Here is a 25,750-nt window from a genome sequence, read left to right on the forward strand (position 1 = left end):
ATGACCGACCCAGAACTCGAAGCCCTCCAGAGCCGCTGCGCCAGCCTCGACCGGCTCGTCACCCGTCTGCTACGCCAGGCCGAGGAAGAGGACCTCTTCGACGGGTTCATCGCGAACGACCGGTAGCGCGTGTCAAGGACCTCGACGAGAACCGCGCGGCTTCCGCTCACGCCGAACCCGTTTCGGCGCCGCCCCCGCCGATTCACTCCCACCCGAATCCCCCTGGTCGTCCACTCGCGCCTTAAACTTCCGCCGCGCCGCCTCGGCGGGCGAGGGCGCCGGCTTCAGGTCGCGTGTCCGCTCGCACGCCTCGCGAGCCGAAGTGGTCACCCCGCGCCGCACCGCGTTGAACTCCCCCCAGTCCGACTTGAGCCGCGCCGCGCTCTGGGCCTGCAACCGGTCGAAGAGCCGCAGCGACCTGCCGTACCGGACCCGCGCGGCGGTCAACCGCCGGCCAACCAGAGCGTCGATCCGAGACTCCCGACGCTGCTGCATCCGCTTCGCGTCGTCGTAGAGCCGGGCGACCCGCTCGCGATGACGCGTGTCGATCGTCGCCCGCCGATGCCCCACGTCGCTGAGCGCCGTAAAGGCCCGCGACAAGATCGAAGGCCCACGCTCGCCGCTCAGCTGCCGAAGACGAAAAACCTCCTTCCAGTCGGTGTACGCCAGCTGGTTGTATAAGCGGCCGATCCGCGACGTCTCGTTGCGATAGAACCGCCGAAGCTCCTCGGCGTGTTCCCGGTCGAAGCGGGCGTGCCGGCTAGCGACCGCGTTCTCGATCCGCCGCTTGGCGCGCCGCTTCTGGTCCCCCGCTTGTTCAGTGATCTGCAGCCTCCGGTGCCGGTGGTGCTGCGCAAGAAGCTCCCCCTGCCTTGCGTGCCGCTGTCGCTGCACCGCGTTACGCTTCGCCAGCGCGATCCGCTCGGCCGACGCCCGCACCGCGGCCAGGTAATAAACCCGCAGCCCGCGCCCGGTCGCCCGTAGCTCGGCGCGCCGCCGCGGGTCGTCTGTCTGGCGACGCACGAGCGTCACCCGTCGCCGCGCTTCGTAAAGCCGCTTGACCGCTTTCTCGAGCTCGTACTGGTCCTTGCTGGTTGTCTTCTTCGCCTTGGGGGGCGTGATCCCGTTGTCGCGGGCCGCCCAAGCCCGCTCGCGCTGCTTGATGAGCACCTCGCCCCGCGACCGTTCATAGCTCAAAGCCCACTTCGACAAGGCGCGGTGCGAACGCCACGCCGAGACCAGCTTGCCCGTCTGGAGATCGACCCGCGAAGCGACGAGGTGCAGGTGGGGGTTTTCGTCGGTGTCGTTGTGCGCGGCCATGAAGCACTGGTTCCCGTCGAGCTTCAGGTAGCGGAGCGCCCCGTCGGCGGCGCGCAGCATCTCGGTTTTGGTGAGCCCGCTCCGCTCGTCGTCCGACCACGACAACACGATGTGGGCGACCTCCCCCTTGCCGCTACCGCGCAGGGCGATCCCCGCCTGCCGCATCAGCTCCTTGCGGTGCAGCGCGTGGCTCGCCATCAGCCGCCAGCAGACCTCGGGGTTGTCGCTGGGCAGGTTGCGTGTCGCCACGAAGTCGATCCGGTCGTCGCTCGCCGACTCGGCCGGCGTCGAAGCGACGTAACGCACGGCCCCCTGGAAGCTGTGGCCGAAACCGCCCGTGTCGCTGTAGATCACCTTAACGATCATCACGCACCGTCACGGTCTGGAGGAGGCGGGCCGCTTCGCTCTCGATCTGGCGCAAGCGCTCGACAAGCGGCGTCAACTCTTGCATCGCGAGCAGCACGGCCGCCTCGCCGAAGCGCCCCGCGTTCGCTTGGTGCGCCAGCTGGTTGCAGTTGTTGGCGAGCGGCGCCAGCTCCTTGCGGAGCGTCGAAGCGGTGAGCCACAGCTTGTTCAGCGCGTCGAGCTGGCCGGCATCGAAGCCGTCCCGAGCGACCGCGCGCGGCAACTTCAAGCCGAGCGCGCGGTCGCGCACGAAAGCAGACGGCGCTAGGCCACGGCGCTGCGCTTGCTGCACCAGCTGCGCGCGCTCGTGGTCGTTCACCGCGACCTCCAACACGTGCGACCGCTTGAGGTGGGGCGGCAAGGGGGGCCGACCGGCTGGGGATCGTTTGCCGCGACCGCTTGTGTCGATACGGCTCATGGCGTACTCCTTTCCTAAGCGAACGCAACAAGGCGATTCGCGAGTGGCCTCCAAGGACCCTCCTTGGTCGGCGCCGGGACCGAGATTCCGGTCGATGGGGGTTCCAAGGGGGGAGAGTGAAATCTCCCCCTTGGTCGTTGCTCACTGCGTCTACGCAGACGGAGCGACGAGGGGTCTGGGGTCCCCCCAGCAAGATGAGCGAACCGCCCGTAAGGGCGAGGGTTCGCGGATTTAACCCCTGGTTAAATCCATCTTGCTACTCCCACCACCGGGCCATCCATAAAGCTCCCGGGCAGGCTCGTCAACAAAAAAGTGAACCGCCACACCCGCGTGTCACGACCGTCCAAGATGACGCGCCGTGTGAACCTTAGCCGGACCGTCACCGTGACCCTTTGGCGCCCGGCTCACCGCCGGACGATGGGACAGGCCACGACGACCACGTCGTGAACCTACGCGAACCGGTGAGAAGGAGGGGGTGTCGATTTTTCTTGACGGTGTACGGAAAAACGCCGTACACTTAGGGGAGAAAGGAGCATCCATGATGCTAGAGAACGAAGAACCCAAGACGGCCCGGCTCGAAGCCCGCTTGCCCGAGTCGATCCACGCGCTCTTGCGGGAAGCGGCCTCGCTGCAAGGACGCTCGCTGTCGGAGTTTGTGGTGAGTTCGGCGCGCGAAGCAGCCGAGCAAGCGATCGCCCAGCACGAGGTGATCCGGCTTTCGCTCGCCGACCAGCAAAGGTTCGCCGAGCAATTGCTCGAACCGGCGCCGATCGCCCCCGCGCTGCAGCGGGCGGCGCAGCATCACCACGGCCTCGTTGAGCCCTCGTGAGCGGCCGCTTCCGCCTTGAGTCGCTAAGCGGTCAAGACCGAAGCGGCTTCGCTTGCGGCGTCGCCGCACTCGACGACTACCTACACAAGCGAGCGAGCCAAGACCAGCGCCGCCGCGTCGCCGCTTGCTACCTGCTCGTTGAAAGCGAAACGAGCCGGCCGGCAGGCTACTACACGCTCTCGGCGGCCAGCGTCTTGCTCAGCGACTTGCCGGAAGCGACCGCCAAGAAGCTTCCCCGCTACCCGAGCGTCCCGGTGGTGCGTGTCGGCCGCTTGGCCGTCGATGCCCGCTACCACGGCCAGAAGCTCGGTTCGGTGCTGGTGTTCGATGCGGTGAAGCGAGCGGCCCAAAGCGGCGTCGGCGCCTTTGCGGTGGTGGTGGACGCCAAAGACCAGAACGCCGCGGCGTTCTACGGTCATCACGGCTTCACGCCGCTCGACTCAGCGGGCCTGACGCTCTTCCTACCCATTGGTGAAGGCCTGCAACAAATGTTGCGAGGCGGCTAGCTGTCGAACGTCACCCCCAGAATATGGTCGGCCGCGCGTTGCCCTTGCCCCGCCGCGGCGATCACCAGCTTCTTGTCCGCCTTGAGCGAACGGCGCCAGCCGTCCAGGTAAGCGGCCGACTGCTCGATCGTCGGCGGGCTGATCCCGGCCACCGCGCACAAGAACGCCGACCCCATCTCGGCGACAAGTTCTTCCTTGCCGTAGTCGGGCGACCCGAAGGCGCTCGGTCCCTCCCCGAGGTCACGGGCCAGCCGGTGTTTCGCGCCGGTCGAGTGCGCCAGCTCATGAAAAAGCGTAGCGAAAAACGACTCGCTGCTTTCAAACCGGTGCGGGTCGGCGATTTCGACACGGTCCGTTGCGGGGAGGTAGCAAGCCCGGTTGCCACGCAGTTCGATCGCGGGGGGATTGGGGTACTCTTTGACGATCCGTGACGCCGCTTCGATCGGCACAAACGCCGCTTCCTCGGGCGGCGCTTCATCGGGTCTAGCCAGCCCCTCAACCTGGTCGGCGTTGAAGACGACATAGTGCCGCAGCACCGGGACGGTCACGTCCTCGCCCGAGTCCTTGTCTTTCGTCGCGTGCTGTTTCCAGAAGACGACGAGCGAACCCTTTTCTCCCTTCCGCACCTTGGCGCCGAGGCTCCGGCTCTGGTGGAAGGTGAGCCAGTAGTTCGACGAATAGTCGTGCGCCCAGGCTTGCACAGCCAGCAGGAAGAGGTTGATCCCCCGGTACGGCTTCTTGGTCCCAAAACTCGTCGGCATCCCCGGGCCGTCGGCGGTGGTGATCGGCTGACGCCACGGCGGGACGCCCTGGTCCAGCAGCGTGAGGATCTTGTCGGTGACCTCTTGGTAGAGGTCCCGTTTGGGTCTTGTGGTGTGTGACTTGGCCATCCGCCCCTACCTTTCGGGACGGGCGGCCTCGTGGTGTGTGGTCGATGGAGTGGTCATCGCTTGCGCCCTTTCTGTGTTGTTGGTTGACGTAAGCCCCGCTTAAAGCACACCTCGCGGCCGCTTGTCAAACTTTGCGATACGCAGGTTCGTCCGCGCGCAGTAACAACCGCCGCAGCGACGGGCGCTGCGGCGGTCGGGTAGGCGTCTTAGAGCGACCCCGCCTCGAAGACGAGGCACTGGTCGTGCAGGCCTGGGATGAACGACGAGCGGTACGTCTTGCCGCTCGACGTGTTGCCGTACTGCAAGCGGATGATCTCGGTCGCCGCCATCCGCAGGCCCACCTTGGCCGCTTCGGCCACCAGCAGGTGCGGCAGCGGCTGGAAGACGCCCCGGTCGCTATAGCCGCCGATCAGAACAGCGATCTTGCCGTCGGGGGTCAGCACGCTCTTACAGTTCCGCAGCACCAGCCGCATCCGCTGCAAGAACGCGTCGAGCGTCGGCGCTTGCGAGAGGCAGCGAGGGTCGTCGTTGTAAACGATCTGGCGCCAATAGGGCGGATGAAGGAACGCAAAGCCGATTTTGCCTACCGCCTCGTAGAGGTGACTGTCGGCCGCATCTTGGCCGAACCGCACGTCCATCGACACGCACGGGATCGCTAGCTCACGGCACACGTCGCGGCACGTGCCGCTGCCGGTCATCGGGTCGAGCACCCGGCGGGGCTGGTAGTACCGCAACAGGTCACGGATGAGATACCCGCCGCAGTTGCCGCGGTACTTCGACGAGCCGTAGGGCCCACGCCGCCGAGCGGCGTGGATGCTCGTGAGCTCGGGCGCCGGGCTGCCATTACGCGGCGCCGCCGGCAGTTCGATCAGCTGGGGGAAGGGCGGTTTCATGCGTCACCCCCTTCGCACAGCTCGCGGATAAAGAGGAGGTGGTCCTCGGCTTGGGCGATCATCCGCGCGACCACCGCCGCGGGGTCCTCGGCGTCCAGAACGCTGGCGACCGATTTCAGCTCGGCCGCGTGCTCCGTAAGCCCCGCGTAGCCCTCGTAGTAGAGCTGCTCGGTGTGCTTGTCGGCCAGCACGTCCATCGCTTCGGCCAGCTCTCGCAGCCGGTGCGGGTCAACGCTCGGGCTGCTCGCCAGCGGCAAGGCGTTGAAGAGTGAGTCGAGCGTCTGGTCGAGGGCCGTAAAGAACCGCTGGACCAGCCAGGCCATCTCGTCGGCCGTGAGCCGGCGGTGGATAAGCCCCTCGGCTTTGGCCTGGAGGGCGTCGGTCGTGACGCTGTCGGTGAGCGCGAGCACCGCTGGCGAGGCGGCTGGTGCGTCGGCCGGGTTTCCCCGGCCGACGCGGCCCGTGACGCGGGGGCTCACTCGCCCGCCCCGTCGTCGCTATTGGCGAGGCCCGCTTGGGCGATCGCGTCGTAGGCTTTGCCGGCGAGGTGGGCGACCCTCAGCAGCTCGTTGCGGCCGAAGTAGTGCGTGTCGTGCCAGTTCCCGTCCTTGTCGGTGTACGAACGGCTGATATCGACCGAGTAGCGGACGCGGCCTTCCTCGGTGGGGTTGGACCACACGGTGGCCTTGATGGCGCCGTCGCGGAGCGTAGCGAAGGGTTTGTTGTTGGTCGGGGTGGTGGGTTGTGTCGTCATCATTTTCTCCTTGGTTGGGTTGAAGGCGGGGCCGAGATTTTCTTGCCCCTCACCCACCGGATAGGGGGCAAAAAAATCGCAACCAACTTCACTCTCACCAAGGCAGAGAGAAGGAGACACGCCATCACTCGTCCAAAGAAGCTTGAGTCGAGCGGCGCCGTTGTGATAAGGCTGACGGATGACCAGCACCAAAGAGCGGCCTCTATTCGCCACCAACGCCCAGCCGTCGGGCCGACACGGCGACCTGCCCTACCGCAGTTGCGACAAGCTGCTGAGCGAGGGGGAGCTCCGTTTTTACCGGCAAGGCCTAAGGCCTGCGATCGGGAAGCGGTACGTCATCGCCCCGAAGGTGCGGCTCACCGATGTGATCACGGTCCACGCGGAGGCCTGGGGAGCGGCGTCGGGCCGAAAAATCCGTCAGCGGCACGTCGATTTCGCGCTCGCGACCCGACGCGACCTGTCGATCGTTGCGGTCGTGGAGCTGGACGACGCCTCTCACCTCGACCCGGCGCGGCGCGTCAAGGACGACTACTTGGGCGACGCCCTGCATGCGGCCGGCGTCCCGCTGGTCCGGTTCCCGGTCTATCAGCGCTACGACCCAGAGCGGATCCGCCGGATCATCGACCGCGTTCTGCGGGATTGGCGATCGGCTCGCTAATCCGCTGCCAATGGAAGACCTCGCCCCTTCTCCGCCACATCGTCAAACCGATCGGTCGAGCCCCCTCGCGTGTCAACCAAATCGAATCGTTCAACTACTTCTTAAACGCCGGATACGCGCCCAATGCAATCACAAAACCGCTCTAGCGAACAAAGACTGCGTCACTCTGCAACTGGGACAAAATAACAGCAGCGTCGCGAGTTGCAACTGTCGCGTATACAGCGTCCCTTGTTGCCTCTAACTCGAGAGAGACGTAGCCACTAAATGGAATCGGCGCATTCCGTATGCCGGCGCGCTGAGCCAACAGCGCTATCCACGGACCGTATGTCGCTCGCGAATCCTTCAACGACAACGCTCGATCGCCAAAGTGTGCTTTCTGGCAGTGTCCAGAAATGTGGGCGTGCACGATGCGTCTAAAGATCGGGCTGTCCCGCACACGCGCGGCCGACACGCGTTCATCGATGCCCGCTACGCCTTGCACGCACGTCATGCGTAGGTGTGATATGTCAAGGTTAACCCCTACCCTATCGTTCAGAAGAGGGTCGTTGTCCAGACGGGCACAGAACGCCTCCAATGACTCTATGCCATTAATCGTGAAGAGCGGGCCCGGCTCGAGCTCTACGGCCCATGCGACACCTGAAATGCTCGCCCTTAGCTCGCCAATCGTCAGCCGCAGGTTCTCAACAAAGTTGTCCAAAGCGACTTCTTCATTTTCGTACGACATCGAGTAGCGGTCCGCAGCTCCATTCGACTTGAACAGGCTTGTTACCCTTGAGCCTGCGACAAGCTCAACAACAAACGGGCGATCACTGGCTATGCCCGATACCAGCCGCTGCTTCGTGATTGATGCGCCTAGGCGGCTGACGAACCTAATCGCACGTCGCGCGGTCTCGGCTCCTCTACAGCTAGGCGGCAACGACATCGACGGGATGAAGGAGGCGATCCCGATCACTGGGCAGGTGAAATCTGCAGACCGTATCGCCTGGTCGATGATTGCTTGCCGAGGTTCGGGCTGCAGCGATTCGCACGCTGCCATAAAGTCCGCAGCGGTATCAAAGTTGATAGAGTGCGAGGTCGCAAGCTTCCGAAGGGGACTTGCCTCAACATCGGTTTGCATCAACGTGTACCACTCAACACCCTCTATTAGAGGCGGGTCACTCGAAAATTGGGGCAGCCGGGCGGCAACCGCCGAGGGCGCGGTTGTCATTGAAGTGATGGCGGATAGGCGAACAGGACCCACGCCAAGCCGTAGCGGCCGCCAGCTTTGGTCTTTAGGGTTCTTGATCGCGGCGAAACGGGGCAAGTCGAGGCCCATGTGATAGCCTCGGCCACGAAACGCAGAAGCCGTCGCGTCGATCAAGACAATCGCCTCACGAGTCTCCGTATTGCTAATTGCGATCTTTCGGTGGACTGACCAATAGGCTGACGAAAGCCGTCCGCCGGAAGACCTCAGCCATTCCTCGATGACGCCGATAGCTTGGGGGTGGAGATTGTCCCCAATCGCTAGGACGCGAGCTGCGCCCGCGTCTGTCTCGTCTGCCGACATGAGGAGACGGATCTCGTCGTCTTTCCGGAGGACAGCTTGCCCTTCGGGGAAAAGTGGTCGCAACTCTTCTGGGCAATGCTCTTGGAACAGCATCAATATGTCGAAGACACTCATACCCAATGGAGCGCCGCCGTCGCCCTTAGCACCCTTCCTCTTGTCGTAAGCAAGCGGGACCGTCACACACCTAGGCAATACCGCCAAGATGGACTCCGAGTCGCGCCGCCCCTCGGCGTCCCTAGAAAGAACCTCCAACAAGCTAGTCTCGCTAAGCTCTATGAACGGAAAGGTGGATGGATCGTTGATCAGAAAACTGCTAGGTCGACACTTCTTGCAACCAACCACAACGACGGCGTGCGGCCGTCGTATCGATGATTCTGCGGCCGCAAACTCTGAGTAACCGGGGGTTCGAAGCAGCTTAGACATGTCCGTGTTTAGGATCACTGGCATCCCACTCAAGACGTATGCGCGAATCAGGGTCGCGAATTGGTGATCTGCGACGCCCATTCGCGCCCCGTCACAACCTCGCCGCCAAAGACTCTCCTGGGTGTGATGGAATGCCGTAAGTCCGACATGCGACGAACGCATGTACTTGCGCGCAGCTTCCATCGTCATGCCCGACAACACAGCCTCCGATTCACTTGCCACGGAGCGGCTCGGTTGCGAGAGGGCGGTAATCTCAGTCGGACCAAATATTGCATTGGCGTGTTGAAGAAGGATCCCGTTCGCCATAAAGCACGCTGCCTGCTGACACATCCCACCGCGTCCAATCCCGACGTGCTGTAGGAACGGAACGCCGGGGGATGGCAGCGGCAGGTCCTCTTCAAGGTAGTACGCGGCAATGTTGCTGGTGAGGATGTGCCACTCCGCTGCAGTTAGCTGTGCTGGCGGCACTAAGATAGAGTCGGCAAGACCGGTTGTATCTAATGAGAGACTCACAGACAGCATCTGATTCAGAGGCTCGGCTTCCGGATCGCTGGTGAACAGATCGCGGCAGCTCTTGCTCAGAAATTGCAATCGACGGAGCTGCAACATGCTCCCATCGGGGAGAAACGTCCGTATGGCGAACCGTGGAGCCGAGACCGACAAAAGTTCGCACTCGCTACGTGCGACAATCGAAGGTCGGACAGAGTAGGTGAGCTCTCGATGGGTGGGACCGTTGGCGCCAAGATGATTTTTCAAAAAAGCATCGAGGAATCTGATTTGCGGTTCACCGATCTGGTCACGCACCCAGGCCACGGATGGCGATGGCTCGATCATAAGAGATGCTTCGGATGAGAAGTTTCTATGCCTAAGAGCGGCAAGAATGATCCGACGCAAGTCCGGTTGCAAGTGGGCCACGTGAGCCAACAGATGCAGGTGACAGACGTGTGGCACCGCTGAAGACGCACTCTCAGCTGACCTGCTCCCCAAAAACCAGAGCCACACAGTGAGAGTACGGGTTGGGTAAGACCGCTGCCCCCACTCCGCCGGGGTCAGGTACCCTAGCGAGCTGTGCGGCCGGTAGCGGTTGTAATCCTCTCGCCAAGCGGCCCCGGGCTCGATGTACAGCGTCCCGACGCCCACCTTCTCCAGCCCCGCCTGCAGCGCGTTCGCGACGAACTCGGGCCCGTTGTCGCTGCGGATGTGGCCCGGCACGCCACGCATCGCCAACAGCTCGCACAACGCGTCGATCACGTCCTCGCTCGTGATGCTCCGATCGATCTTCAGCACCAGACCCGCTTACGCAGGGAGACTTGGCGCGTGAACTCGTCAACGATCGTCAGGCACTTGATCGCCGATCCGCTGGTCGTCCGGTCGAACACGAAGTCCCACGCCCATACGTCGCTCTTGTGCCTCGCCTCGCGGCGGACACAGCCGTTCTCCTTCCGTCCCGGACGACGCTTTTTTCGCTTCTTCGGAGGCACTTTCAGCCCTTCCTTCCGCTTCACCAGCGGCGCCTCGTCGTCCCTCGGCTTCTCCCGGTATCGAGTCGTTCAACGGACGCGTACGCCAGGAGTGCTTGAACCAGCATTGGTTCTTGAGCCTAGCCGACGCCGAAGAGAAGATCGAGGACTGGGGGATCGACTACAACACCGTCCGGCCGCACAGCAGCCTGGGTGACCGGACCCCAAAAGAATTCGCGGCTTCACTTCTTCCCGCGCGCGGGAAGAAGTGAAGCCAAATCCTCGCACTGCGACTGGTACAGGATTGGGGTGAGGGTCAGGGCGGTTGAGACTCTCATAGCAACTGGATCAGGGTTTGGGGAGCAGACCACCAGGGCTGCGTCTTTTTATGGAGGAAGGAAGGGAGTTCACCTGCGATAGAGAGGCGCCAACTCGCCAGGGAGAAGGCCAACGGAAGCGAACTCGACTTCCTCTTCCGCTTCGGAATTTGCCTCTCGAAACGCGCGTTTTTCTTCCTCGATCGCTTTGAATAACTCAAGCGATAGCTTCTCGGCTGGCGATCGCGGTGGGGCAAAGAACTCCTCTTGATCCTCCGTCGAGTCGCTGAACGCTTGACTCGCCACCTTTAGCGCTTCCTCTGGCGTCAAGGTCGCTTGATGATCGCGGACTGACTCGAAAGCGAGACGAAGTGTGTTAATCACTTCGGCGCTCGTGAAGTGCGGCTGATTATTGGCGCGATCGTTACCGTTGATTCCCATTGTTCCCAGAATACCACGAGGGGGTGGGGATGTCAATTTGATTGCGCCCGCAAGTGTGTGTCGAATCGCTCTGCGATACAGAGCCGGTTGACGGCCGCATGATGGCACAAGTCAGTCGAGCAGGATAGTGGGAAGCGGATCCTGCCAATAGTCTGGGCGGCACCCTTCGATCCGACGCTATCGGCTGTGATCGGCAGCCTAAAAGTGTAGCGCCGGCTGGCCCCTGGTAGCATCCGAATCGTGATGCGCAGATACGTCGTTAGCGGGATCCGCCGGATCATCGACCGCGTCCTACGGGAGTGGCGATCGGTTCGCTAACCTGATCCCAGTGGAAGACCTCGCCGTCGGTCACCCGCTGCAGGACGAGCGAATCGTCTCGAAAATCGTTGATATGGAAACGGGTGACTCGCTGCAGCGCAAAATTCAGCACCGCACGGTAGGCCTTCTCCGGAACGCCCCCCGTCAGCGTGAAGGTCACCTCGTCGTTGGCCTCGTCGACTTCCCAGTTGGTGTCGATGACGACTTTGTTGGCGTCGACGACCAGCCCCGACAAGCCGCTGAAGTGAAGGATCAACTGACCCCGGCCTTCGCTCTTGACGAGCAGGAAGCGGGGATCGGCGCCCTGCGCCAAACGCTGCTGGTAAAGTCCCGAGCCGATACGGTAACGCGGAGCGGGCTTCTCCTTGGCTTCTCGTTCGCGCCTGCCGGCTTTGACGAGAGCCCGATAAGAGGCCAGGTCGCGGTCCGGCCCGGCCTGCACAGGCGCCTGCACAGGGGTCGGCTTTGCAGCGGTTCTCGGCTCTGGCACGGCGCCCGCGAAAACGACGATCGGTCGTGGGGATTCTTTGGCACGGCCGGCCTCGGGGATGAGACGCGTTAATGGCTTGGGGCGGGGAGGTGGCGCTTCCGGCAAGGCGGGCGTGGAGGCCACCGGCGCCTCACGGCGGTCCGCTACGCGATCCAGCTGGGGCCCATGAACAATCAAGTGCCCGATCCCCAGACCGGCCGCAACCAAAGCCAAGGGGAACAAGGCCGCGAGGGCGCACTTCAGCGCGGGGGGCATGCGGACGCTCCTGGGGCTCTGGGTTCTAGGGCTGAGGAGTTACTCGGTCGCGCGGACGAGATACAGCAGCCGCGCCAGCCGTGGCAACCGGGCGACCACGTCGTCGGACGTGTACCCCGAACGGCCCTGGGCGGTGGCGACGACACGGTTGAGGTAGGCGTGCAGCGTCGCCAGCCAGACAACGCCCACCGACAGCATCAGCACCAAACAGATCCCGACCAGTGGCGCGATCACCTCGACAAACGACCCTTCGCGATCGATCAGCCGCACCCCCGGCAGCGTTGTTAAGTAGTAGTACCAGAGCGTGTTGCGGGCGAAGCCGAAGGTGAAGACCACGACCATAAACGCCCCCATCATCGCGAGGCTGAACGCCCAGTCCTTATGGATCAGCTCGCAGCGGTCGTCGTAGATCGGCTCGGTGTGGGCACGGGTCTGGATGAGGCGGATCACAAACGCGCTGACGCCGAACAGGATCGTCACAAACCCTGTCGTCTGAGACAGCGTGTGGAGAACGAGCAGGCCCGCGCCGCCCCCTTCGATGACGCTCTGGGAGGTGAGCTGGGGCTCGCCGAATAGCACCGAGTAGAGCGGGTTGTCGAGCAGGCCCTCACCGCGGACGCCGATCGGCAGGAACTGGGCCGCGGCGACCATGCAGAGGCAGACGCCGAACGCCAAGAGCGAAGAGCGCCCGCTGTCGAGTGAAACGCGGATCGAGCGGCCCGAGTAGAGGAGCACGAATAAGCAGAGGAATAGGCACGTCATCTCCGCCGCCACGAGCGCGGGAAGTACGAGCGGCAAACGGGCGACCAACTCGACGGTGGGGGTCTCGGGCGGGCTGGCGCCCCACTTATACAGCTGCCAAAAGCACGCGAGCACCGCGAACGCCAAAGTGACCATTGCCGGGACTTTTAACGAGAGCTTCCAGAGCGAGCGGGTCTCCAGGAACCGCAGCGCATCGCGGCGGTAGAACTCGCTCGCCACGACATCGGGCCCCTTGGCGATCGTCTGGGTGCGGTGGGCCTGGTTCTGCTGCTTCCACTGCTGGGCGATCTCGGCGTGGACCACCACGGTGGTGAGGTGGTTGCTGACCGCCGCGACGTACTTTTTATCCTCGAAGCTGGCCGGCCCCATGACGGGATCGCTCAGCGCCCGATCGGCGCCCTCCAGGGTGAGCGTGGCGGAAGCCGCCGCATCGGGTCGTAGCGCCCGGCGCCGGATGGCCGACTCGATCGCGGCGAGCACCGCGACTTCGGCGGAGCGGCCCGACAATTGTTGCACCACGGTCGCCACGCTCGGACGGACCGAGAAGCAGAGCATCGTTGGGCCACCGACCGAGAGGGTCGAACGGCTGTAGCGCCACGCTGCCGCGACGCCGGCGAGGAACTCGTCCGATATCACCAGCAGCCCATTCTCTCGCAGATCGGGGACCACCATGCCATCGAGGAAGGCCCGCCGGCTGTCGAGCGGCAGGAGGCTGGCGGTCACCACGCCGGCGGCCGGGCTGTTGTTGACGTTCAGCTGCTCCAGCAGGATGTGGGCCCGGCCGACCCCCCGGATCCCGGGCGTGATGTCGCGCGAGACGACGTGGTCCATCGCGAGAGCCGTCGCCTCGCACACGTCCTCGGGCGTCGACCCCAACGCCTCGTTCAGGGCGATCCATTCGCGCCAAGCGAGTTGGTGATCGTGCAGCAAGGTGGACCGGTCCTCCCCGGCGCGGGGTTGCGCCGCGCTGATCACATAGCTACGCGCCAGCTCACGGCCCAGCACGTACTTCAGGCGTTGGGGCGGGTCGCGGTCGTTGTCGCCGTAGTCCCACGGGAACAGGTCGGCGTTGAACTCGTTGAAACGCTCGCCCACCTCGGCCAGCACGGCGTTAACGTCGAGGCTTCCCGCGCCGACCGCGACGCAGCGCCAGCCGGGCGACTGAGTGGATCGCAGGTCGGCGGCGAGTCGATCGGGCGTGAGCCTGCGCGCCCAGCGGACGATCTGCCAGTAGGGGAGGGGGGCTTCCAGGAAGAGCCGGCGCCACAGCCTCTCGCGGCCGTCCGACTGGACGCCCGCCGCCGGACCGATCCAGCCGATCACGTCGAGCGGCTTTTGGACGACTCCATCGTGTCCGAAAGCAAGAGCTGCGTCGAGACGGGCGGGCGCATCGGATTCACGTGGCGTCACGGGCGGCGCTCAGCGCGGGCGACCGCTTCGTCGTAGAGAGCGAGGCACCCGGGGTCGCGCAGATTCCGCCGCGAACGCTTGAGGCCGTCGAGTTGCTCAGCGGTAAGGTCATCGATCGGGACGCAGTCGATCTTGGATTGCAGACCGGCGGCGAAGTGGTCGGCGTAGAGCCGGCTGAAGACGGGCGAGGCGTCCGCTAAGAACGTGATCGGCGCCAACGTTCCGCCGGGATGGAAGACGAAAGCCACGCCCACAAACTCCTCACGGCGCCCCTCGTCGATCGTGATATCGATCGCCAAGTCGGCGCGCATCGGTGACTGGAGCAGCCGGAAGTTTCCCGCTTCCCAGCGGACGCTGGCTTTCACAAGGTCGGCCGCGGCGAGCGTCGCGATCGGGCCGAAGTGCAACTCGTACTCACGCGACGAGGCGAGCGTCGTTCGGCTTTCTTCGCCGAGGCCATCGCTGGTAGTGGCGTCACTCGCTTGACCCTCATCGGGCGCCGCCAAGATGGCGGCCGACACAGCGCGATCCCACGACTCTTCCGCCGCGGCGCGGAGCGCGACGTACTCGGCGTCGGTCTCATCGAGCCGGCCACCGGCAAACCGGGCTACGAGCTGCAACTCGGACGGAGAGAGAGGGCTGCCTTCGGAACGCGCCACGCGCCGGTGAAGGTCGCGCACCCAGTCCCCCGGCAGTTTGTCACGGTCGGTCATAGCGCGACCCCGTAGCGGTGGAGGCAGCGCCGCAACTTGTCCGTCGCGTTGGTCAGGCAGTTGTGCAGACCGCGATCCGTTATCTCCAGCAGGCTGGCCACCTCGTTCAGCGCCAAGCGCTCCTCGGCGAAGTGCGCCAGTTCGACCGCCTTGGCCTCCTGGGCCGTCAAAGCCTCCCGCTGGCAACGACGGAGCCGGGAGACGATGTGCGTCATTTCATCTTCGTCGATATAGCGATCGACTTCACTCAGCGGCGCCGTACTGACGGCCCCGATTTGCTCGACGAGGTCGGCGTCGTTTTTGCGCCGCGTGCGTCCTCTATCGATGGCGGTCAGCAGTGAATAACGCACCATGATTTGGAACCGGCCGACGCAGTGGTCGTCATTGACGCAGGGGCTGTCGGGCTTCTTGCGGAGTTTCTTGTCGAGCAGCACCTCACTGGCGTCGCTGAGGAGTTCGTCGAAGTCGAGCGCCGTGCGTTTCGCGGCCGCTGCGCAACGCGCCGAGATCAAGGGCTGCGCGGTCTCCAGCAGCCGGCTCGGGTCGCCGGACGTCTCAAAGTGACGCCACGCATCGATCAGGCGGCGACGCTCTCCGACCCGATCCGGATCGCGTCGTTCGGGCGTGTTGGGCGCAAGCGCGGTCACGGCGGGGGCACAGCGGGGAGTGGGGAGGCGACGTGCTAGCGGCCGCGATCATACCCGCGAACTTTTCCAAGAAAACCGTGCGACAGCAACTTCCGGTCGAATCGCTGCGCCTGGCTTAGGGGGTGAGAGGCGAAGGCGTCTGAGTGACACACGGCTGTCACCGCCGCTCGCCCCTAGCCCTGACGGGGATGTCCCCACAAGCCAGGAGGCGCAATGTCAATCGAGGACTACAACGCGAACGGCCGCCGCCACCCGAACGGCGAAACTAACAATCGGGCCTTCGGCAAGGGTTCCCCCAACGACACGGATCCAGCGACGGGCGGACGAAACTTCTCGACGCCGTTCGTATTGGGAAGCGAGGTGTTCGACGCTTACGCCGCCGACCCCGACGGCGTGACGCGGATCGGCCATCACGTCGGCCTGCAGTGGGACTCCAACCCCGACCATCGTGAGCGGCTGGCGGACGCCGAGTCGCAGCGCGCCGACAACGAACGCCAGAAGCAGGAGCACCTGCACGACGTGGCCGTCGTGACCGCCGCGAAACGCCGCGCCCGTCTGGAACGCCGCCGCGTCGTCGGGGAGCCCAAGTTCCGCACCCCCGACGGCCGCCTCAAGTTCGACGCCAAGAAGGCGATCGTGCTCGCCGTGGCGGTCGCCGTGCTGTTGCTGGGCGAGTTTCTCGGGGCGACCAGCCTGGCGCTCATCAGCGGCTGGACCTTCATTGACGAGAGCTGGTGGCGGGCGGGGCTGCTAACTTTCCCGGTGGTTGTCTCGGGGTACGTGCAGCTCCGCAACTTCCTGATGCTCTTGCGGGGCCGCCCGCGACGCCGGTTCCGGCTGGGCGTGTTTGCGGTCGGCCTGGTGATCGCCGTCATGGGGCTGTTCCTCTTCAGCCTCTCGCTCGGCGACGCCCACCGCGAGACCGACGGCATGGCGCCGCCCGAACCGCTCGTCCCTTACGCCCTGCTCACATGTCTTTCGATGGGCGGCGCCGCCGTTTCGCTGCTGGCGGTCGAGAGCTGGCTCCAAGAGAAGATCGACGCCTGTCGGCAGAAGGTCTGCGAGACCGATCCGACCTACATCCGCCTCGACGCCAAGGTCAAGCAAGCGATGAAGCGCGTCGCGGAGCACGAATCGCGCCAAATCGACGCCGAATCGACGCTCAAACAACTGCAGTGCGACCGGGCCGCCTGGGTCGATTGGGCGCAGAGCCAAGTCCGCCTCCGTCAGATCGAGCGATCTACGCAGCAGCAGCGTGACGCCGAGCAGCGTCGCCTCGTCGCGGCGAAGCGGCAGGCCGACTTGGAACTGAGCGCCTTCAAGAACTGATCGCCCTCCCTCGGGCTCCTTTCATTCACCAATTCCTCTCATTCATCAACCCCTCGTTAAGGAAACCTACGGATGAACGTCTTCACGCTTACCAGGCGCCTGTTCTGGGCGACGCTCGTCGCCGCCCTCAGCGGCTGCTGCGCCCCAGCGCTCGCGGCGCCCACGGTTGAACGCTTCTACTTTATCGCCGACGAACTCGACCCGGCGCCGCGCCAGGCGGCCTACCGCGCCGTTACCCGGTTGCTCACTGAAACCGCCGTTCCGGGCGAGTACGTCACCATCGTCGCGACCCCCGCCCACACACCGATCGCCACCCTCGCGGTCCCGGCCGGCTCAAAAACGGTCCGGCTCCGCAAGCCGGCCATCCGACCGCAAGTCCGCGCCCTCGCGGCCTTCTTCGAGAAGAAAGGGGCGGGGGGGTCGACGCAGGCCGAGCCCCAGAAAATCGCCACCACGGTGCGCTCGCTGCGTCGCACCGAGTTGCCCCTCAAAATCGTCGTCGTCGCCGACCCGGTCTATCGCAACGACGACTACCCGACGTGGTCGATGACCGGTGGCAAGGTTCCCTGCGACGGCTCGGTCTTCGTCGATTACTCGCCGTGGCGCGTCACCCAGAAGCTGCCCAAGAACACGAGCGTCGCCTGGATGACGCCGACCGCTGGGTTTGGAGACGACCTGTTCCATCAGGAAGCGATCACCCGTTGGCACCGGCGCTACCTGCTGGCGTTGGGCGGATCGCTCGACTGCGTCACCCCGAACGCCGACCTGGCTTTCAACTACGCCGGTTCGCAGTTCGGTGAACCGCTCGGCAAGTTGGAGGATGCGGCCGGGATGCGGTCGGTGGTCTCGGTAGCGGAGACCGTCGAGCCGGTCGTCATCCCGGCGCCGGCCATCCAACCGCCCGTGACGGCGCCGGTCATCGAAGAGCCCTCCATCGATGTTCAAGTCCCCGCGGCGCCCGCTCCGGCGACGGCGCTTCCGATCGACTGGTGTGACACGCCCCCCTCGGCGCTCGACGCGCTGCGGGGAGACCTACGCCATGTCGTGTTCTTGCGGGACCTCTCCCGCTCCATGATCGAGAGCATCGATGGCGAGGATTGCAGCGACGTCAATGCGGCGGTCCTCCGCGACATGAACGAGAAGCTAAGCGGCATCGCGTGCGAGCGGTTCGCCGTGATCGGTTTTGGGGGCGAGGGGACCGTAGGGAGCGTAGTGCGGCTGTGCCGTCACCCGTCGCTGTTCTGGCGTCCCGTCTGGGCGACGGCCACGCCCCAAAGCCGTCAGGCGGCGAGCCGGGCGGTCGCCCGTTGGGAGGTCCGCGGCGGTACCTCGACCCTCGCCGCCCTTCAAGAAGTACGCCGGCTGGACGGGGTCACCAGCGTGATCCTCTGGTCGGACGGCCTGCCGAGCATCGGCACTGGCGCCGACACGCAGCGAGAGGTGCTCGACCTGGTGCGTGAGTTGGGGGCCGAAGGGATCGTCATCAACACGATCGGCGCCGGCAACCTGTCGGGCCGCGGCGGTGGGACGCTCGACCTGGAGGGTTGCCAGTTCCTCAAAGAGATCGCCGACCTGACCGGCGGCGCCTACTTGGCCCTGTGAGTTTTGCCCCACCAAGCAAGTACCTCGCCCACCTCAGAAGGAATCATTCCCATGAACCCCTCTCAACCTGCTGCGGCCAATCGGCCGCTCCCGCTGCCCTCGTTCTTCATGCTGTCGATCTGGCTACTCGGCGCGTGGAAGCTGTGGCGTCCCGCGATGAACGGCGATGATCTGGCGATCTTTGGAATGCTGGTCTGCGTCGGCCTCGGTCTGAAGTTTGGCGTCCAGTGGCTCAACGCCCTCGACGAATGCTCCGACCGCCAAGAAGCCCAGGCCGCTCTGGCCAGCTACTCCGACAAGCAGGGCGCCGCCAAGCTGGGCGATTTGGCCGACGCCAGGCGCGCAGCGCTGACGACGAGCCGAGGCCTACAACTCGGATCGCTCAAGGGCCAACGCCTCAGCTACGCCGGTTCCAATCACGTCTGGATTACCGGCCCCCCCGGCTCAGGGAAGGGGACGGGGCCGTTCGGCGTCACCGGCCTCACCGCTCGTGTCGGCGACGACCCGCAGGGGGATCCGTTTAGCCAGTTCTGGAACGACCCGGCCCTGGAGAGTTTTTGTTTACTCAACAAGCGGCAACGCGAGTTGGGCCGCCGCGTCGTCGTTATCTGCGGCGAGCCCGAACGGCTCAAGCGCGAATTGGGGATCGAGTTCGACGCGGTACGGGTCAACCCGGCGACCATCATGGACCCGGCGAGCGACACGGTCGTCGATGACGCCCGCATGCTGGCGATGCTCGTCTTCCCCGGCCAGCCCCCTGAAAAACGGAGCGGCAACACGGGCCACTTCGAGGACACCAGCCGGATCGCGATCAAGACGCACGCCCTCGACGAGCTGTCGGTCGAGGGGGTCGTCACACTGCCGGCGCTGCAGCGCCGCATGGCGGGCGACCAGACCGCCGTCATCGCCGCGATGCTCAACAACGACGCCTACGAGGGGGCGATCGCCGAAGGCGCCGCCAAGCTGCAGAGCATCCTGGTCGATTCCCCCGAGGAGTGGTCGGGCGTGATGAGCACGGTGGCGCGGGCCCTGGAACTCTACGACGGGTTCAGCTCGTACGGCAAAAGCGTCAGCAACGCCAACTGGGATTGGGTGATGATGAAGCAAGAACCGACGGCGGCCTTCCTGTGCAACAGCGCCGACCGCGCCCTGACGCACGCGGGGCACAAGAACCTGATGCTCGGCAGCGCGATCGAGTCATTGGCCCGGGTGCGGACCCGGCGTCGCATCACCTTCTATTTGGACGAGTGCGCCGGGCTCCGCTACCTGCCAACGTTGCCCCACGCGATGGCCGAGTACCGCAAGTTTGGTCAGCAGTATGTCTTGGGCTGGCAGCAGTTCTCGCAGGCGCAGCGGATCTACGGCCACGAACTGGCTCGGGAGATGCTCGGCATGTGTGAGGCGGTCCTGGCGATGAACACCCGCGAGCCAAGCGACTGCAAAATGCTCTCGGAGATGATCGGCTCGACGACGCAGGCGACCGCGTCGCAGTCGGTTGACTTCGCTCCCGGCGGCGGCCCCCCAAAGGTCTCTTACAACGGCTCGTTCCAGACGCAGCCGGTGCTCCGCCCCGAGGCGATCCGCACGCTCGGCAAGGACAAGGCGCTGCTGATCTGCGGCGACGAGCCGGCGCTGGTCCTCGACAAAGTGAGCTACCTGAAGGATCGCCGGCTGCGTCGCCTGGCGGGCGCTAACCCCTACTTTCGCAAGGAGAACTGAATCATGGCCTGGACGATGGGACAAACGCCCCTCGACCCGTCTGGCACTTGGCGTTGGCGGCGTCGGCAACTGCGAAACGTCGCTGTCGTGCTGATGGCCCTAGTGGCGCTCGGGCACGCGGTCGGTGTCCCGCACCTCCGCTGGGAGTACACGTACCGCGGACCGCGGTCGTCGCCGGTGATCTCGTCGGGGACCTACATCGGGCCGACCGGCGTCCACACGATCTGCGCGTGCGATCGAGAGTGTTCGTTGGTCGTATTCATCAAGCCGCAACGGCCGCTCTGGGGCCTGCTCGGAGAGCTGACGGAGACCCCCTCATGAACGAACGCTTGAAACGGATCGACGAAGAGTTGGCAGCCGAGCTGTCGCAGATCGAGGGTTCACTCACCGAAATCGACACGCGTCGCAGCGGTCTGCTGGCGGATCGAGAACGGATCACCGCGAGCCTCACGGCGCTGCGAGCCGGCCAAGTCTCTGTGACGAAGGCGCGAGGCCGTTCTCACAAACCATGTGCGACGAAGGCTGATGTGGCCCAGGCGGTGCAGAGTCTGATCGAGCAGAACGGGCCTTGCCCGGAAGACGACCTGATCGGCTTGGTCGAAGACCGCTTGCGTGAGGCGGGAAAAAGCCTCTCGGGCTTCAAGCTCCGCTACCAAGGCGTCCGCGAGGCGCTGCTTGTGGAAACGACCGGAGGCCGGCTCGGCCTGGTCACGACTGAACTCCAACCGAGGCGAACCGCCGGATGAACCCGCACGACGAACTCAAAGATAAGGAACGCTCGCTCCGCGAAGACCTCGCCAATGTGCAGGACGTGGTGCTCGACTTGAACCGGGAGGACGCCATCCTCCGCGGGGCTCGCGCGAAGATCGAGGGCCAGCAGAAGGAGACAGCGATGGACCGTCACAAGGCGACCGAAGCGAAACGTAATCGGCAAGAGTGGCTCTCTAAGCAGCCTGCGACGAAGAAGGACGATCGCCTTTACCAGAGCCAGAGCGAATGGCTCGAAAAGCTCGATCACCGTCGGGCGAGCCTCAAAGCGAGAGAGCAGAAGATCGACGAACAGATCGCCGACCTCGACGCCCGGCGCCGGCCCTTCATTGAGAGCCAGCAGCGTTTGTTGGAACAGATCGACCAAACGGTCGCGGCGCGTCACGACCTCCACTTCGAACCGATTCCCCGCAAGAAGGAGACCGATCCGATGAAAGTCCCCGGACCTGACGAGTTCCGACGCGTGAGCGCCAACAAATCACCCTCAATTACGCCGACGCAGAAGAAGCCCTTGGCGAGTGCTCAGCGCCTCGAAGAACTCAAGAAGCGGCTCGATAAAGCCAAGCCGGCGCCCGGGCTGAACCCTCCCGGCATGGCGCCCAACCTCGCCAAACGCGTGAAGGCCAACAAGGCGATCGGCGACGAGATTGTCAGCATCCAGAAGGCAATGGCCAATCGGCGCGGTCAGGCTCGCGACGGGTTCAAGCGTTCGGCGGGCGGCTGAGGGTCTGATTGACTCCGCCGAAACGCAAACGAGAGAGAGCCCGCCCGACCCGGCGTGCGCCAACACGTTGACCCGGGTCGGGGCAGGCTCCAGCACAACCAGCCCCTCGCGGGGCCAGCAGTGGAGATTGTACTCAATGAACGGTGATCGACGGTTCCCTGCCGCAGAGGAACTGAGCCTGGGCGAGGCGGCCGGACTGCTAAACCTCGACCGGAGGACCGTGAAGAAGTTGATCGAGCAGGGGGTGCTGCCCGCGCGTCTGGCGTCGCCTCCGAACAGCCGCCGGCCACGGTACCGTCTTCCCGCCGAGAACGTGCTTTCCTACCGCAACACGTACAAGACCTTCCAGAGGCCGGCCCGTCATGAGGGAAAGCAAGCGGCTCGCCGTCGCGGCGACGATGGCTTTCCGCATATCCGGCTACGAAGGGCGACCTGATTTTGTACTGGTCTATGCGGTGAGTATTGGGCTTTGCAGGTCAAGCCAAACCAATCTGCTGAAAAGTGTCGGGCCGACGCAGGTTTGAGCAACCCTAAAACCACCGAGGTCTTCATCACCGCCCGCAGCTCGGTAAGAGGCCAGGAGCGAATGGGTAACCCAACCGTCGCAGTTTCACGACCGACCAAACTTGCGGCTGCCAAAGGACCTCGGCAGTGTTGCCAGCGGATTCGGAGCATGCTCGACCCCGCCTAGCGACACAGTTCACCGGGCCCGAGGAGTTGACTTGGAATTCAGAACCGTCGCCCGACGACGGCGCCGGTGCAATCGATTGTTACCCAGCTTTCACCATGGGCGATTGCCAGTCTGCGATTGAACGTGATCCGAAACAATAACATCAATTCGATCGGCCAGCCTTTCAACGCAGCCTTTCCATTTCTTGGCGGTTAGTTTTGACACCGTTTTTGAGCCGCCGTGTGCGATCGAATTTCGAGCAGTGACGAGCTTCCCAAGGGTTTCTTGAACCTTGGCATTTGTAAATTTCTGCCACCGAACATCTCGATGCTGCATGATCCATGGAAGGCCGAGATTGAAGAACAGTCGATTGACTTTGAAGACGCTTGCGTTGTTCAGGCTCCCACTCGTGTCTTTCTTCAAGGTCTTTCGGTCGGCCTCTGTTTCATTCGCGTGAATCAAATCGACGGCCGCGTCAAATACCTCTTCAATGTATCCCTCGAATGATGCAGCGAGCATGACTACAGCTGAACGGATAAGGGCGGCCCCTTTTTTCTGAGCGGGCCGTCCGGCGTTCGCGGGGCAAACAGTGTCGCGCGCTGTCATAATCTCGTCGAAGTCTTTCAGGCGACGAGTCAAATCTGTGCGGGCTTGTGAGGACATGTGCTGGGTAACGACTCGGTTCACCGGGCCCAAGGAATTGATCTGGATTTCAGTCCTGACGCCTGACGAGGGATACGGTGCTACCGATTTTACCCAGCTTTCACCTCGGGATTGCTCAGCAGTCCTTAAGCAGGTATCCGAGGCCCACTGCCGGACACGCCGCACAGTGGCGCGATCCGCGGTCCGTCCGTACCGCCCGTTTGCCTGTCGGCAAGTATACGGCGGATGCCCCGCCTTCGCGACCTTCAGTTTCCGGCCAAGTCGCCGAGGTGATCCACGTCGGTGCATCGTAGCCCGGTGTCGCTTCGGCCCCAAGTCGAGGCTTCCGTGGCCTAACACGCCCACTGGCTCAACATCATCATGAGCGCTAGAGGCAGTTTCATAACCGTCGAAGACAGATCACCAGACAAGCGAGTTTAACAAAGCCGTGGTAGAGATGGGCGTAGACTTCGTAGCGGGTGACGACCCGGCGGAAGTCGTGCAGCCAGGCGATGGTGCGTTCGATCTTCCAACGCTTCCGGTAACGCCGGAGCTTCCTACCGTCCTGCGTCGGCTTGCGGACGCGACCCTTGCGGTGCGGGCAGACCAGTTCGATCCCGCGCTGGGCGAGCCGTTCGCGCAGCGGGTCGCTGTCGGCGGCCTTGTCATACACCAACCGCGGTGGGACGTGGTCGGTCACTGCCTCGTCCAGCAGCGACTCGATGAGGTTTACTTCGGCGTGGTTGGCCGCTTCGATGTCGGTCGCCAACGGGATCCCGTTGCCATCGGCAAGGACCATGACCTTGGTCACCTTGCCCCGACGGGTCGGCCCGATGCGATCCCCCCTTTTTTAGCCGAGGCGAACGTGCCATCGGCGAAGCCTTCCTCCCAGTCGATCTGGCCCGACTCGTCGAGCAGGCGGATCAGGCGACGGTGGACGCGATCGAGCGTGCCGTCGGTCGTCCACTCGACGAAGCGACGCCAGCAGGTTGGGTACGAGGGGAAGCACCTCGGCAAGTCCTTCCAGCGGGCTCCGCTGCGGAGAACCCACAGCACACCCTCCAAGCAGGCCCGTGAGTCAACGCGAGGCCGACCGCCTTGCGGGCTGGCCTTCGGCGGCTTGAACAGGTCGCCAATCATCGCCCACTGCTCGTCGCTGAGCTGCGGACGCATTGAATTCGATTCGGGCTCCATCCTGGACCCCGCGTCACCGCGGGATCGATCGCTCATCGTAAGGCTCCTCCTTGAGCAACCCTACGAACCAACCAGCAACTCGGTTTAGCTAGCAAACGAAAGTTCTGAAACTGCCTCTAGGCAAAGGACGGCCTATCGCGCTGGAATGGCGATACCGACGAAAAAGCCCCTTGCTATAATGCGATTTGCGACGGCTTTCCGCTTACGCGTCAGGCGGCACATTTGCGGCCTACAGACGATAGGCCACGGCTACTATTACCAATTTTACCCTAAGATAGCCACCACATGCCTACCGGTGACGCCATAACGAGAATTCGTGTGTTCGTTGCGTCACCCGGCGATGTTGCATTGGAGCGAGAGAGTCTAACGACAGTCATTAACGAATTGAACTCGACGGTAGCGTCGCACAAGAACTGCATGCTGGAACTCGTGAGGTGGGAGACGCATTGCCAACCTGACATGGGGCGGGCGCAGGAAGTGATAAATCTCCAGGTTGGCCACTACGACATTTTCGTGGGCATCATGTGGAAGCGCTTTGGAACACCGACCGGCGAGGCCGATTCTGGAACTGAAGAGGAATTCCGGCGGGCTTACTCATGCTGGGAAAAGGACCGCGGTGTCAGAATCTTATTCTACTTTTCGCAGGACACCTATAAGCTATCAAAGCCTGAGGAAGTCGAGCAGCTTTCGAAGGTGATGGCATTCCGATCCGAGCTTCAGGAGAAAGGATTGGTGTGGGAGTACTCTGATGTAGGTGATTTCAAAGACGTTGTTCGCCCACATCTAGCGCGTCTCATTCTCGACCTTCCAGATGACGGAGGTGAGCCGCCGAAACTCGAAAGAGAGCCACCGACGCCTGCTTCAACTCCGGTTAGAGTATTTATCTCTTCGTCCATAGAAGGACTGACTGTCGCTCAACGCCTTCAGGAAGAGTTGCGTAAGGCGAACATTGAAGCAGTTTCTTGGACGGATGGATTTGCTGCCGGGAAGACAATTGTGGGCGAGCTTGATCGCGTCTTGGATGATTGTGATGCCGCCGTGATGGTGCTGACCTCGGGTGACGCAGTGTCTATGCAAGGCCAGAAGCATCCGCTTGCTCCCGACAGTCTCATCTACGAGATTGGACTGTTTCACGGACGACGCGGCAGGGATCGAACGTTTGTGCTGGCAACAGAAGACTTCCGACTTCCGTCCGATCTGGCTGGAGTCGCTTACCTGCGCTATGATCAGGATCGGTTGGACCCAGTTATCACGCAGCTCCGACGCGAACTAGACCGAATCGCACACGCCAAAGTCATCGCACAGCAAAGTTTCCGAGTAGGCCAAGGCATCGACCCAATTGATGACGCGACGACGGTGGTTGTACTCAAGGCGTCTGTTAGGGACATGGAGATGGCACTCACCGAACTTCAGCGCTCGTTCGGCAGCTTAATCACGCCCCCATTCGATCACGGTGACGGTGTTTACGAGGTGATGATTAAAGCCCCTGTCAGCTCAGCCCAGCTTTCAATCCTGGCACGGCGTTGCAATATTGTAATCCAGAGCATTGATCACATGCCTGAGCCTTATCTAAGCGATGTTATGAAACAGCTGAAGCGATACATGGCGTCCCAGTTCCCCGCCGTTTAGATCAACTCGATAGTGCGG

The 25,750-nt window shown here is 63.6% G+C and carries 29 protein-coding genes; 13 read left to right on the top strand and 16 right to left on the bottom strand.

Annotated features, from left to right (window positions below; translation table 11 throughout):
* Complete coding sequence (locus Pla108_RS21450; RefSeq protein ID WP_261342511.1) at positions 1–126, top strand: hypothetical protein; 126 nt, start codon at positions 1–3, stop codon at positions 124–126.
* A gap of 6 nt (positions 127–132) precedes the next feature.
* Here Pla108_RS21450 and Pla108_RS06930 read toward each other — a convergent pair whose 3' ends face one another.
* Both Pla108_RS06930 and Pla108_RS06935 read right to left on the bottom strand, forming a co-directional pair.
* Positions 133–1,686, bottom strand: a complete 1,554-nt coding sequence (locus Pla108_RS06930) for a relaxase/mobilization nuclease domain-containing protein (RefSeq protein ID WP_197526309.1) — start codon at positions 1,684–1,686, stop codon at positions 133–135.
* Positions 1,676–2,143, bottom strand: a complete 468-nt coding sequence (locus Pla108_RS06935; RefSeq protein ID WP_146444134.1) for a plasmid mobilization protein — start codon at positions 2,141–2,143, stop codon at positions 1,676–1,678. Before Pla108_RS06935 ends, Pla108_RS06930 begins: the two co-directional genes overlap by 11 nt.
* Positions 2,144–2,684: 541 nt before the next feature.
* Between Pla108_RS06935 and Pla108_RS06940 the strand changes: the two genes are divergently transcribed.
* Together Pla108_RS06940 and Pla108_RS06945 are read left to right on the top strand one after the other, a co-directional pair.
* Positions 2,685–2,972, top strand: a complete 288-nt coding sequence (locus Pla108_RS06940) for a type II toxin-antitoxin system TacA family antitoxin (RefSeq protein ID WP_146444459.1) — start codon at positions 2,685–2,687, stop codon at positions 2,970–2,972.
* Positions 2,969–3,478, top strand: coding sequence for a GNAT family N-acetyltransferase (locus Pla108_RS06945; protein WP_146444135.1), 510 nt, complete (start codon positions 2,969–2,971; stop codon positions 3,476–3,478). The genes Pla108_RS06940 and Pla108_RS06945 overlap by 4 nt, the downstream gene beginning before the upstream one ends.
* Here the strand turns inward: Pla108_RS06945 and Pla108_RS06950 are convergent.
* The 4 genes from Pla108_RS06950 to Pla108_RS06965 all read right to left on the bottom strand — a co-directional run bounded on the left by Pla108_RS06950 (position 3,475) and on the right by Pla108_RS06965 (position 6,015).
* Positions 3,475–4,368 carry an ArdC family protein gene (locus tag Pla108_RS06950; RefSeq protein ID WP_146444136.1) on the bottom strand — a complete coding sequence of 298 codons (894 nt, stop codon included), beginning with the start codon at positions 4,366–4,368 and terminating at the stop codon, positions 3,475–3,477. The genes Pla108_RS06945 and Pla108_RS06950 overlap by 4 nt on opposite strands.
* A gap of 206 nt (positions 4,369–4,574) precedes the next feature.
* Positions 4,575–5,261: a site-specific DNA-methyltransferase gene (locus Pla108_RS06955; protein WP_146444137.1), complete on the bottom strand. Its 687-nt coding sequence runs from the start codon at positions 5,259–5,261 to the stop codon at positions 4,575–4,577.
* The gene (locus tag Pla108_RS06960; RefSeq protein WP_146444138.1) at positions 5,258–5,740 is read right to left on the bottom strand and encodes a hypothetical protein; all 483 of its coding nucleotides are present in this window, start codon (positions 5,738–5,740) and stop codon (positions 5,258–5,260) included. The genes Pla108_RS06955 and Pla108_RS06960 overlap by 4 nt, the downstream gene beginning before the upstream one ends.
* The gene (locus tag Pla108_RS06965) at positions 5,737–6,015 is read right to left on the bottom strand and encodes a hypothetical protein (protein WP_197526311.1); all 279 of its coding nucleotides are present in this window, start codon (positions 6,013–6,015) and stop codon (positions 5,737–5,739) included. Before Pla108_RS06965 ends, Pla108_RS06960 begins: the two co-directional genes overlap by 4 nt.
* Before the next feature lie 178 nt (positions 6,016–6,193).
* Between Pla108_RS06965 and Pla108_RS06970 the strand changes: the two genes are divergently transcribed.
* Entirely contained in the window at positions 6,194–6,673 is a 480-nt protein-coding gene (locus tag Pla108_RS06970; RefSeq protein WP_146444140.1) for a DUF2726 domain-containing protein, read from the top strand.
* A gap of 142 nt (positions 6,674–6,815) precedes the next feature.
* On the opposite strand, the gene Pla108_RS06975 is transcribed toward Pla108_RS06970, so the two are convergent.
* Together Pla108_RS06975 and Pla108_RS21235 are read right to left on the bottom strand one after the other, a co-directional pair.
* Entirely contained in the window at positions 6,816–9,929 is a 3,114-nt protein-coding gene (locus Pla108_RS06975) for a TIM barrel protein (RefSeq protein ID WP_146444141.1), read from the bottom strand.
* Positions 9,923–10,123 (bottom strand): hypothetical protein, encoded by a 201-nt coding sequence (locus Pla108_RS21235; protein ID WP_231934322.1) that lies wholly within the window; start codon positions 10,121–10,123, stop codon positions 9,923–9,925. Before Pla108_RS21235 ends, Pla108_RS06975 begins: the two co-directional genes overlap by 7 nt.
* Here Pla108_RS21235 and Pla108_RS21600 point away from each other — a divergent pair.
* The gene (locus tag Pla108_RS21600) at positions 10,036–10,374 is read left to right on the top strand and encodes an integrase core domain-containing protein (RefSeq protein WP_390615424.1); all 339 of its coding nucleotides are present in this window, start codon (positions 10,036–10,038) and stop codon (positions 10,372–10,374) included. The genes Pla108_RS21235 and Pla108_RS21600 overlap by 88 nt on opposite strands.
* Before the next feature lie 135 nt (positions 10,375–10,509).
* Here Pla108_RS21600 and Pla108_RS06985 read toward each other — a convergent pair whose 3' ends face one another.
* The 5 genes from Pla108_RS06985 to Pla108_RS07005 all read right to left on the bottom strand — a co-directional run bounded on the left by Pla108_RS06985 (position 10,510) and on the right by Pla108_RS07005 (position 15,455).
* A complete protein-coding gene (locus Pla108_RS06985) occupies positions 10,510–10,860 on the bottom strand; it encodes a hypothetical protein (protein ID WP_146444143.1) in 351 nt (116 codons plus the stop codon).
* Positions 10,861–11,137: 277 nt separating this feature from the next.
* Positions 11,138–11,668, bottom strand: coding sequence for a hypothetical protein (locus Pla108_RS06990; RefSeq protein ID WP_197526312.1), 531 nt, complete (start codon positions 11,666–11,668; stop codon positions 11,138–11,140).
* 294 nt (positions 11,669–11,962) lie between these two features.
* Complete coding sequence (locus tag Pla108_RS06995) at positions 11,963–14,095, bottom strand: hypothetical protein (RefSeq protein ID WP_146444145.1); 2,133 nt, start codon at positions 14,093–14,095, stop codon at positions 11,963–11,965.
* Complete coding sequence (locus Pla108_RS07000; protein ID WP_146444146.1) at positions 14,092–14,808, bottom strand: hypothetical protein; 717 nt, start codon at positions 14,806–14,808, stop codon at positions 14,092–14,094. Before Pla108_RS07000 ends, Pla108_RS06995 begins: the two co-directional genes overlap by 4 nt.
* Positions 14,805–15,455, bottom strand: a complete 651-nt coding sequence (locus Pla108_RS07005; protein ID WP_146444147.1) for a hypothetical protein — start codon at positions 15,453–15,455, stop codon at positions 14,805–14,807. Before Pla108_RS07005 ends, Pla108_RS07000 begins: the two co-directional genes overlap by 4 nt.
* Positions 15,456–15,668: 213 nt before the next feature.
* Between Pla108_RS07005 and Pla108_RS07010 the strand changes: the two genes are divergently transcribed.
* From Pla108_RS07010 to Pla108_RS07040, 7 genes are all read left to right on the top strand, one after another.
* Positions 15,669–16,784 carry a hypothetical protein gene (locus Pla108_RS07010; RefSeq protein WP_146444148.1) on the top strand — a complete coding sequence of 372 codons (1,116 nt, stop codon included), beginning with the start codon at positions 15,669–15,671 and terminating at the stop codon, positions 16,782–16,784.
* Positions 16,785–16,856: 72 nt separating this feature from the next.
* Positions 16,857–18,386, top strand: a complete 1,530-nt coding sequence (locus Pla108_RS07015; protein ID WP_146444149.1) for a vWA domain-containing protein — start codon at positions 16,857–16,859, stop codon at positions 18,384–18,386.
* Between the two features lie 51 nt (positions 18,387–18,437).
* Positions 18,438–20,105 (top strand): type IV secretory system conjugative DNA transfer family protein, encoded by a 1,668-nt coding sequence (locus Pla108_RS07020; protein ID WP_146444150.1) that lies wholly within the window; start codon positions 18,438–18,440, stop codon positions 20,103–20,105.
* A gap of 3 nt (positions 20,106–20,108) precedes the next feature.
* Entirely contained in the window at positions 20,109–20,426 is a 318-nt protein-coding gene (locus Pla108_RS07025) for a hypothetical protein (protein ID WP_146444151.1), read from the top strand.
* Entirely contained in the window at positions 20,423–20,851 is a 429-nt protein-coding gene (locus tag Pla108_RS07030; protein WP_146444152.1) for a hypothetical protein, read from the top strand. The genes Pla108_RS07025 and Pla108_RS07030 overlap by 4 nt, the downstream gene beginning before the upstream one ends.
* A complete protein-coding gene (locus tag Pla108_RS07035; RefSeq protein ID WP_146444153.1) occupies positions 20,848–21,597 on the top strand; it encodes a hypothetical protein in 750 nt (249 codons plus the stop codon). Before Pla108_RS07030 ends, Pla108_RS07035 begins: the two co-directional genes overlap by 4 nt.
* 136 nt (positions 21,598–21,733) lie before the next feature.
* Complete coding sequence (locus tag Pla108_RS07040; protein ID WP_146444154.1) at positions 21,734–22,033, top strand: helix-turn-helix domain-containing protein; 300 nt, start codon at positions 21,734–21,736, stop codon at positions 22,031–22,033.
* Positions 22,034–22,378: 345 nt separating this feature from the next.
* On the opposite strand, the gene Pla108_RS07045 is transcribed toward Pla108_RS07040, so the two are convergent.
* The 3 genes from Pla108_RS07045 to Pla108_RS07055 all read right to left on the bottom strand — a co-directional run bounded on the left by Pla108_RS07045 (position 22,379) and on the right by Pla108_RS07055 (position 24,139).
* Positions 22,379–22,930: a HEPN domain-containing protein gene (locus Pla108_RS07045; protein ID WP_146444155.1), complete on the bottom strand. Its 552-nt coding sequence runs from the start codon at positions 22,928–22,930 to the stop codon at positions 22,379–22,381.
* Positions 22,931–23,309: 379 nt separating this feature from the next.
* Entirely contained in the window at positions 23,310–23,720 is a 411-nt protein-coding gene (locus Pla108_RS07050; RefSeq protein WP_146444156.1) for a transposase, read from the bottom strand.
* Positions 23,717–24,139 carry a transposase gene (locus tag Pla108_RS07055; RefSeq protein ID WP_146444157.1) on the bottom strand — a complete coding sequence of 141 codons (423 nt, stop codon included), beginning with the start codon at positions 24,137–24,139 and terminating at the stop codon, positions 23,717–23,719. The genes Pla108_RS07050 and Pla108_RS07055 overlap by 4 nt, the downstream gene beginning before the upstream one ends.
* 249 nt (positions 24,140–24,388) lie before the next feature.
* Here Pla108_RS07055 and Pla108_RS07060 point away from each other — a divergent pair, with 249 nt between their 5' ends.
* Entirely contained in the window at positions 24,389–25,732 is a 1,344-nt protein-coding gene (locus Pla108_RS07060; protein WP_146444158.1) for a TIR domain-containing protein, read from the top strand.
* The last annotated feature ends 18 nt before the right edge of the window (positions 25,733–25,750 follow it).

Source organism: Botrimarina colliarenosi (assembly GCF_007859955.1).
Classification (GTDB): Bacteria; Planctomycetota; Planctomycetia; order Pirellulales; family Lacipirellulaceae; genus Botrimarina; species Botrimarina colliarenosi.

Coding starts and splice junctions, on each gene's coding strand:
- Pla108_RS21450 (WP_261342511.1), top strand. CDS start 1: ATGACCGACCCAGAACTCGAAGCCCTCCAGAGCCGCTGCGCCAGCCTC.
- Pla108_RS06930 (WP_197526309.1), bottom strand. CDS start 1,686: ATGATCGTTAAGGTGATCTACAGCGACACGGGCGGTTTCGGCCACAGC.
- Pla108_RS06935 (WP_146444134.1), bottom strand. CDS start 2,143: ATGAGCCGTATCGACACAAGCGGTCGCGGCAAACGATCCCCAGCCGGT.
- Pla108_RS06940 (WP_146444459.1), top strand. CDS start 2,685: ATGCTAGAGAACGAAGAACCCAAGACGGCCCGGCTCGAAGCCCGCTTG.
- Pla108_RS06950 (WP_146444136.1), bottom strand. CDS start 4,368: ATGGCCAAGTCACACACCACAAGACCCAAACGGGACCTCTACCAAGAG.
- Pla108_RS06955 (WP_146444137.1), bottom strand. CDS start 5,261: ATGAAACCGCCCTTCCCCCAGCTGATCGAACTGCCGGCGGCGCCGCGT.
- Pla108_RS06965 (WP_197526311.1), bottom strand. CDS start 6,015: ATGACGACACAACCCACCACCCCGACCAACAACAAACCCTTCGCTACG.
- Pla108_RS06970 (WP_146444140.1), top strand. CDS start 6,194: ATGACCAGCACCAAAGAGCGGCCTCTATTCGCCACCAACGCCCAGCCG.
- Pla108_RS06985 (WP_146444143.1), bottom strand. CDS start 10,860: ATGGGAATCAACGGTAACGATCGCGCCAATAATCAGCCGCACTTCACG.
- Pla108_RS07000 (WP_146444146.1), bottom strand. CDS start 14,808: ATGACCGACCGTGACAAACTGCCGGGGGACTGGGTGCGCGACCTTCAC.
- Pla108_RS07010 (WP_146444148.1), top strand. CDS start 15,669: ATGTCAATCGAGGACTACAACGCGAACGGCCGCCGCCACCCGAACGGC.
- Pla108_RS07015 (WP_146444149.1), top strand. CDS start 16,857: ATGAACGTCTTCACGCTTACCAGGCGCCTGTTCTGGGCGACGCTCGTC.
- Pla108_RS07020 (WP_146444150.1), top strand. CDS start 18,438: ATGAACCCCTCTCAACCTGCTGCGGCCAATCGGCCGCTCCCGCTGCCC.
- Pla108_RS07025 (WP_146444151.1), top strand. CDS start 20,109: ATGGCCTGGACGATGGGACAAACGCCCCTCGACCCGTCTGGCACTTGG.
- Pla108_RS07030 (WP_146444152.1), top strand. CDS start 20,423: ATGAACGAACGCTTGAAACGGATCGACGAAGAGTTGGCAGCCGAGCTG.
- Pla108_RS07035 (WP_146444153.1), top strand. CDS start 20,848: ATGAACCCGCACGACGAACTCAAAGATAAGGAACGCTCGCTCCGCGAA.
- Pla108_RS07040 (WP_146444154.1), top strand. CDS start 21,734: ATGAACGGTGATCGACGGTTCCCTGCCGCAGAGGAACTGAGCCTGGGC.
- Pla108_RS07045 (WP_146444155.1), bottom strand. CDS start 22,930: ATGTCCTCACAAGCCCGCACAGATTTGACTCGTCGCCTGAAAGACTTC.
- Pla108_RS07055 (WP_146444157.1), bottom strand. CDS start 24,139: ATGAGCGATCGATCCCGCGGTGACGCGGGGTCCAGGATGGAGCCCGAA.
- Pla108_RS07060 (WP_146444158.1), top strand. CDS start 24,389: ATGCCTACCGGTGACGCCATAACGAGAATTCGTGTGTTCGTTGCGTCA.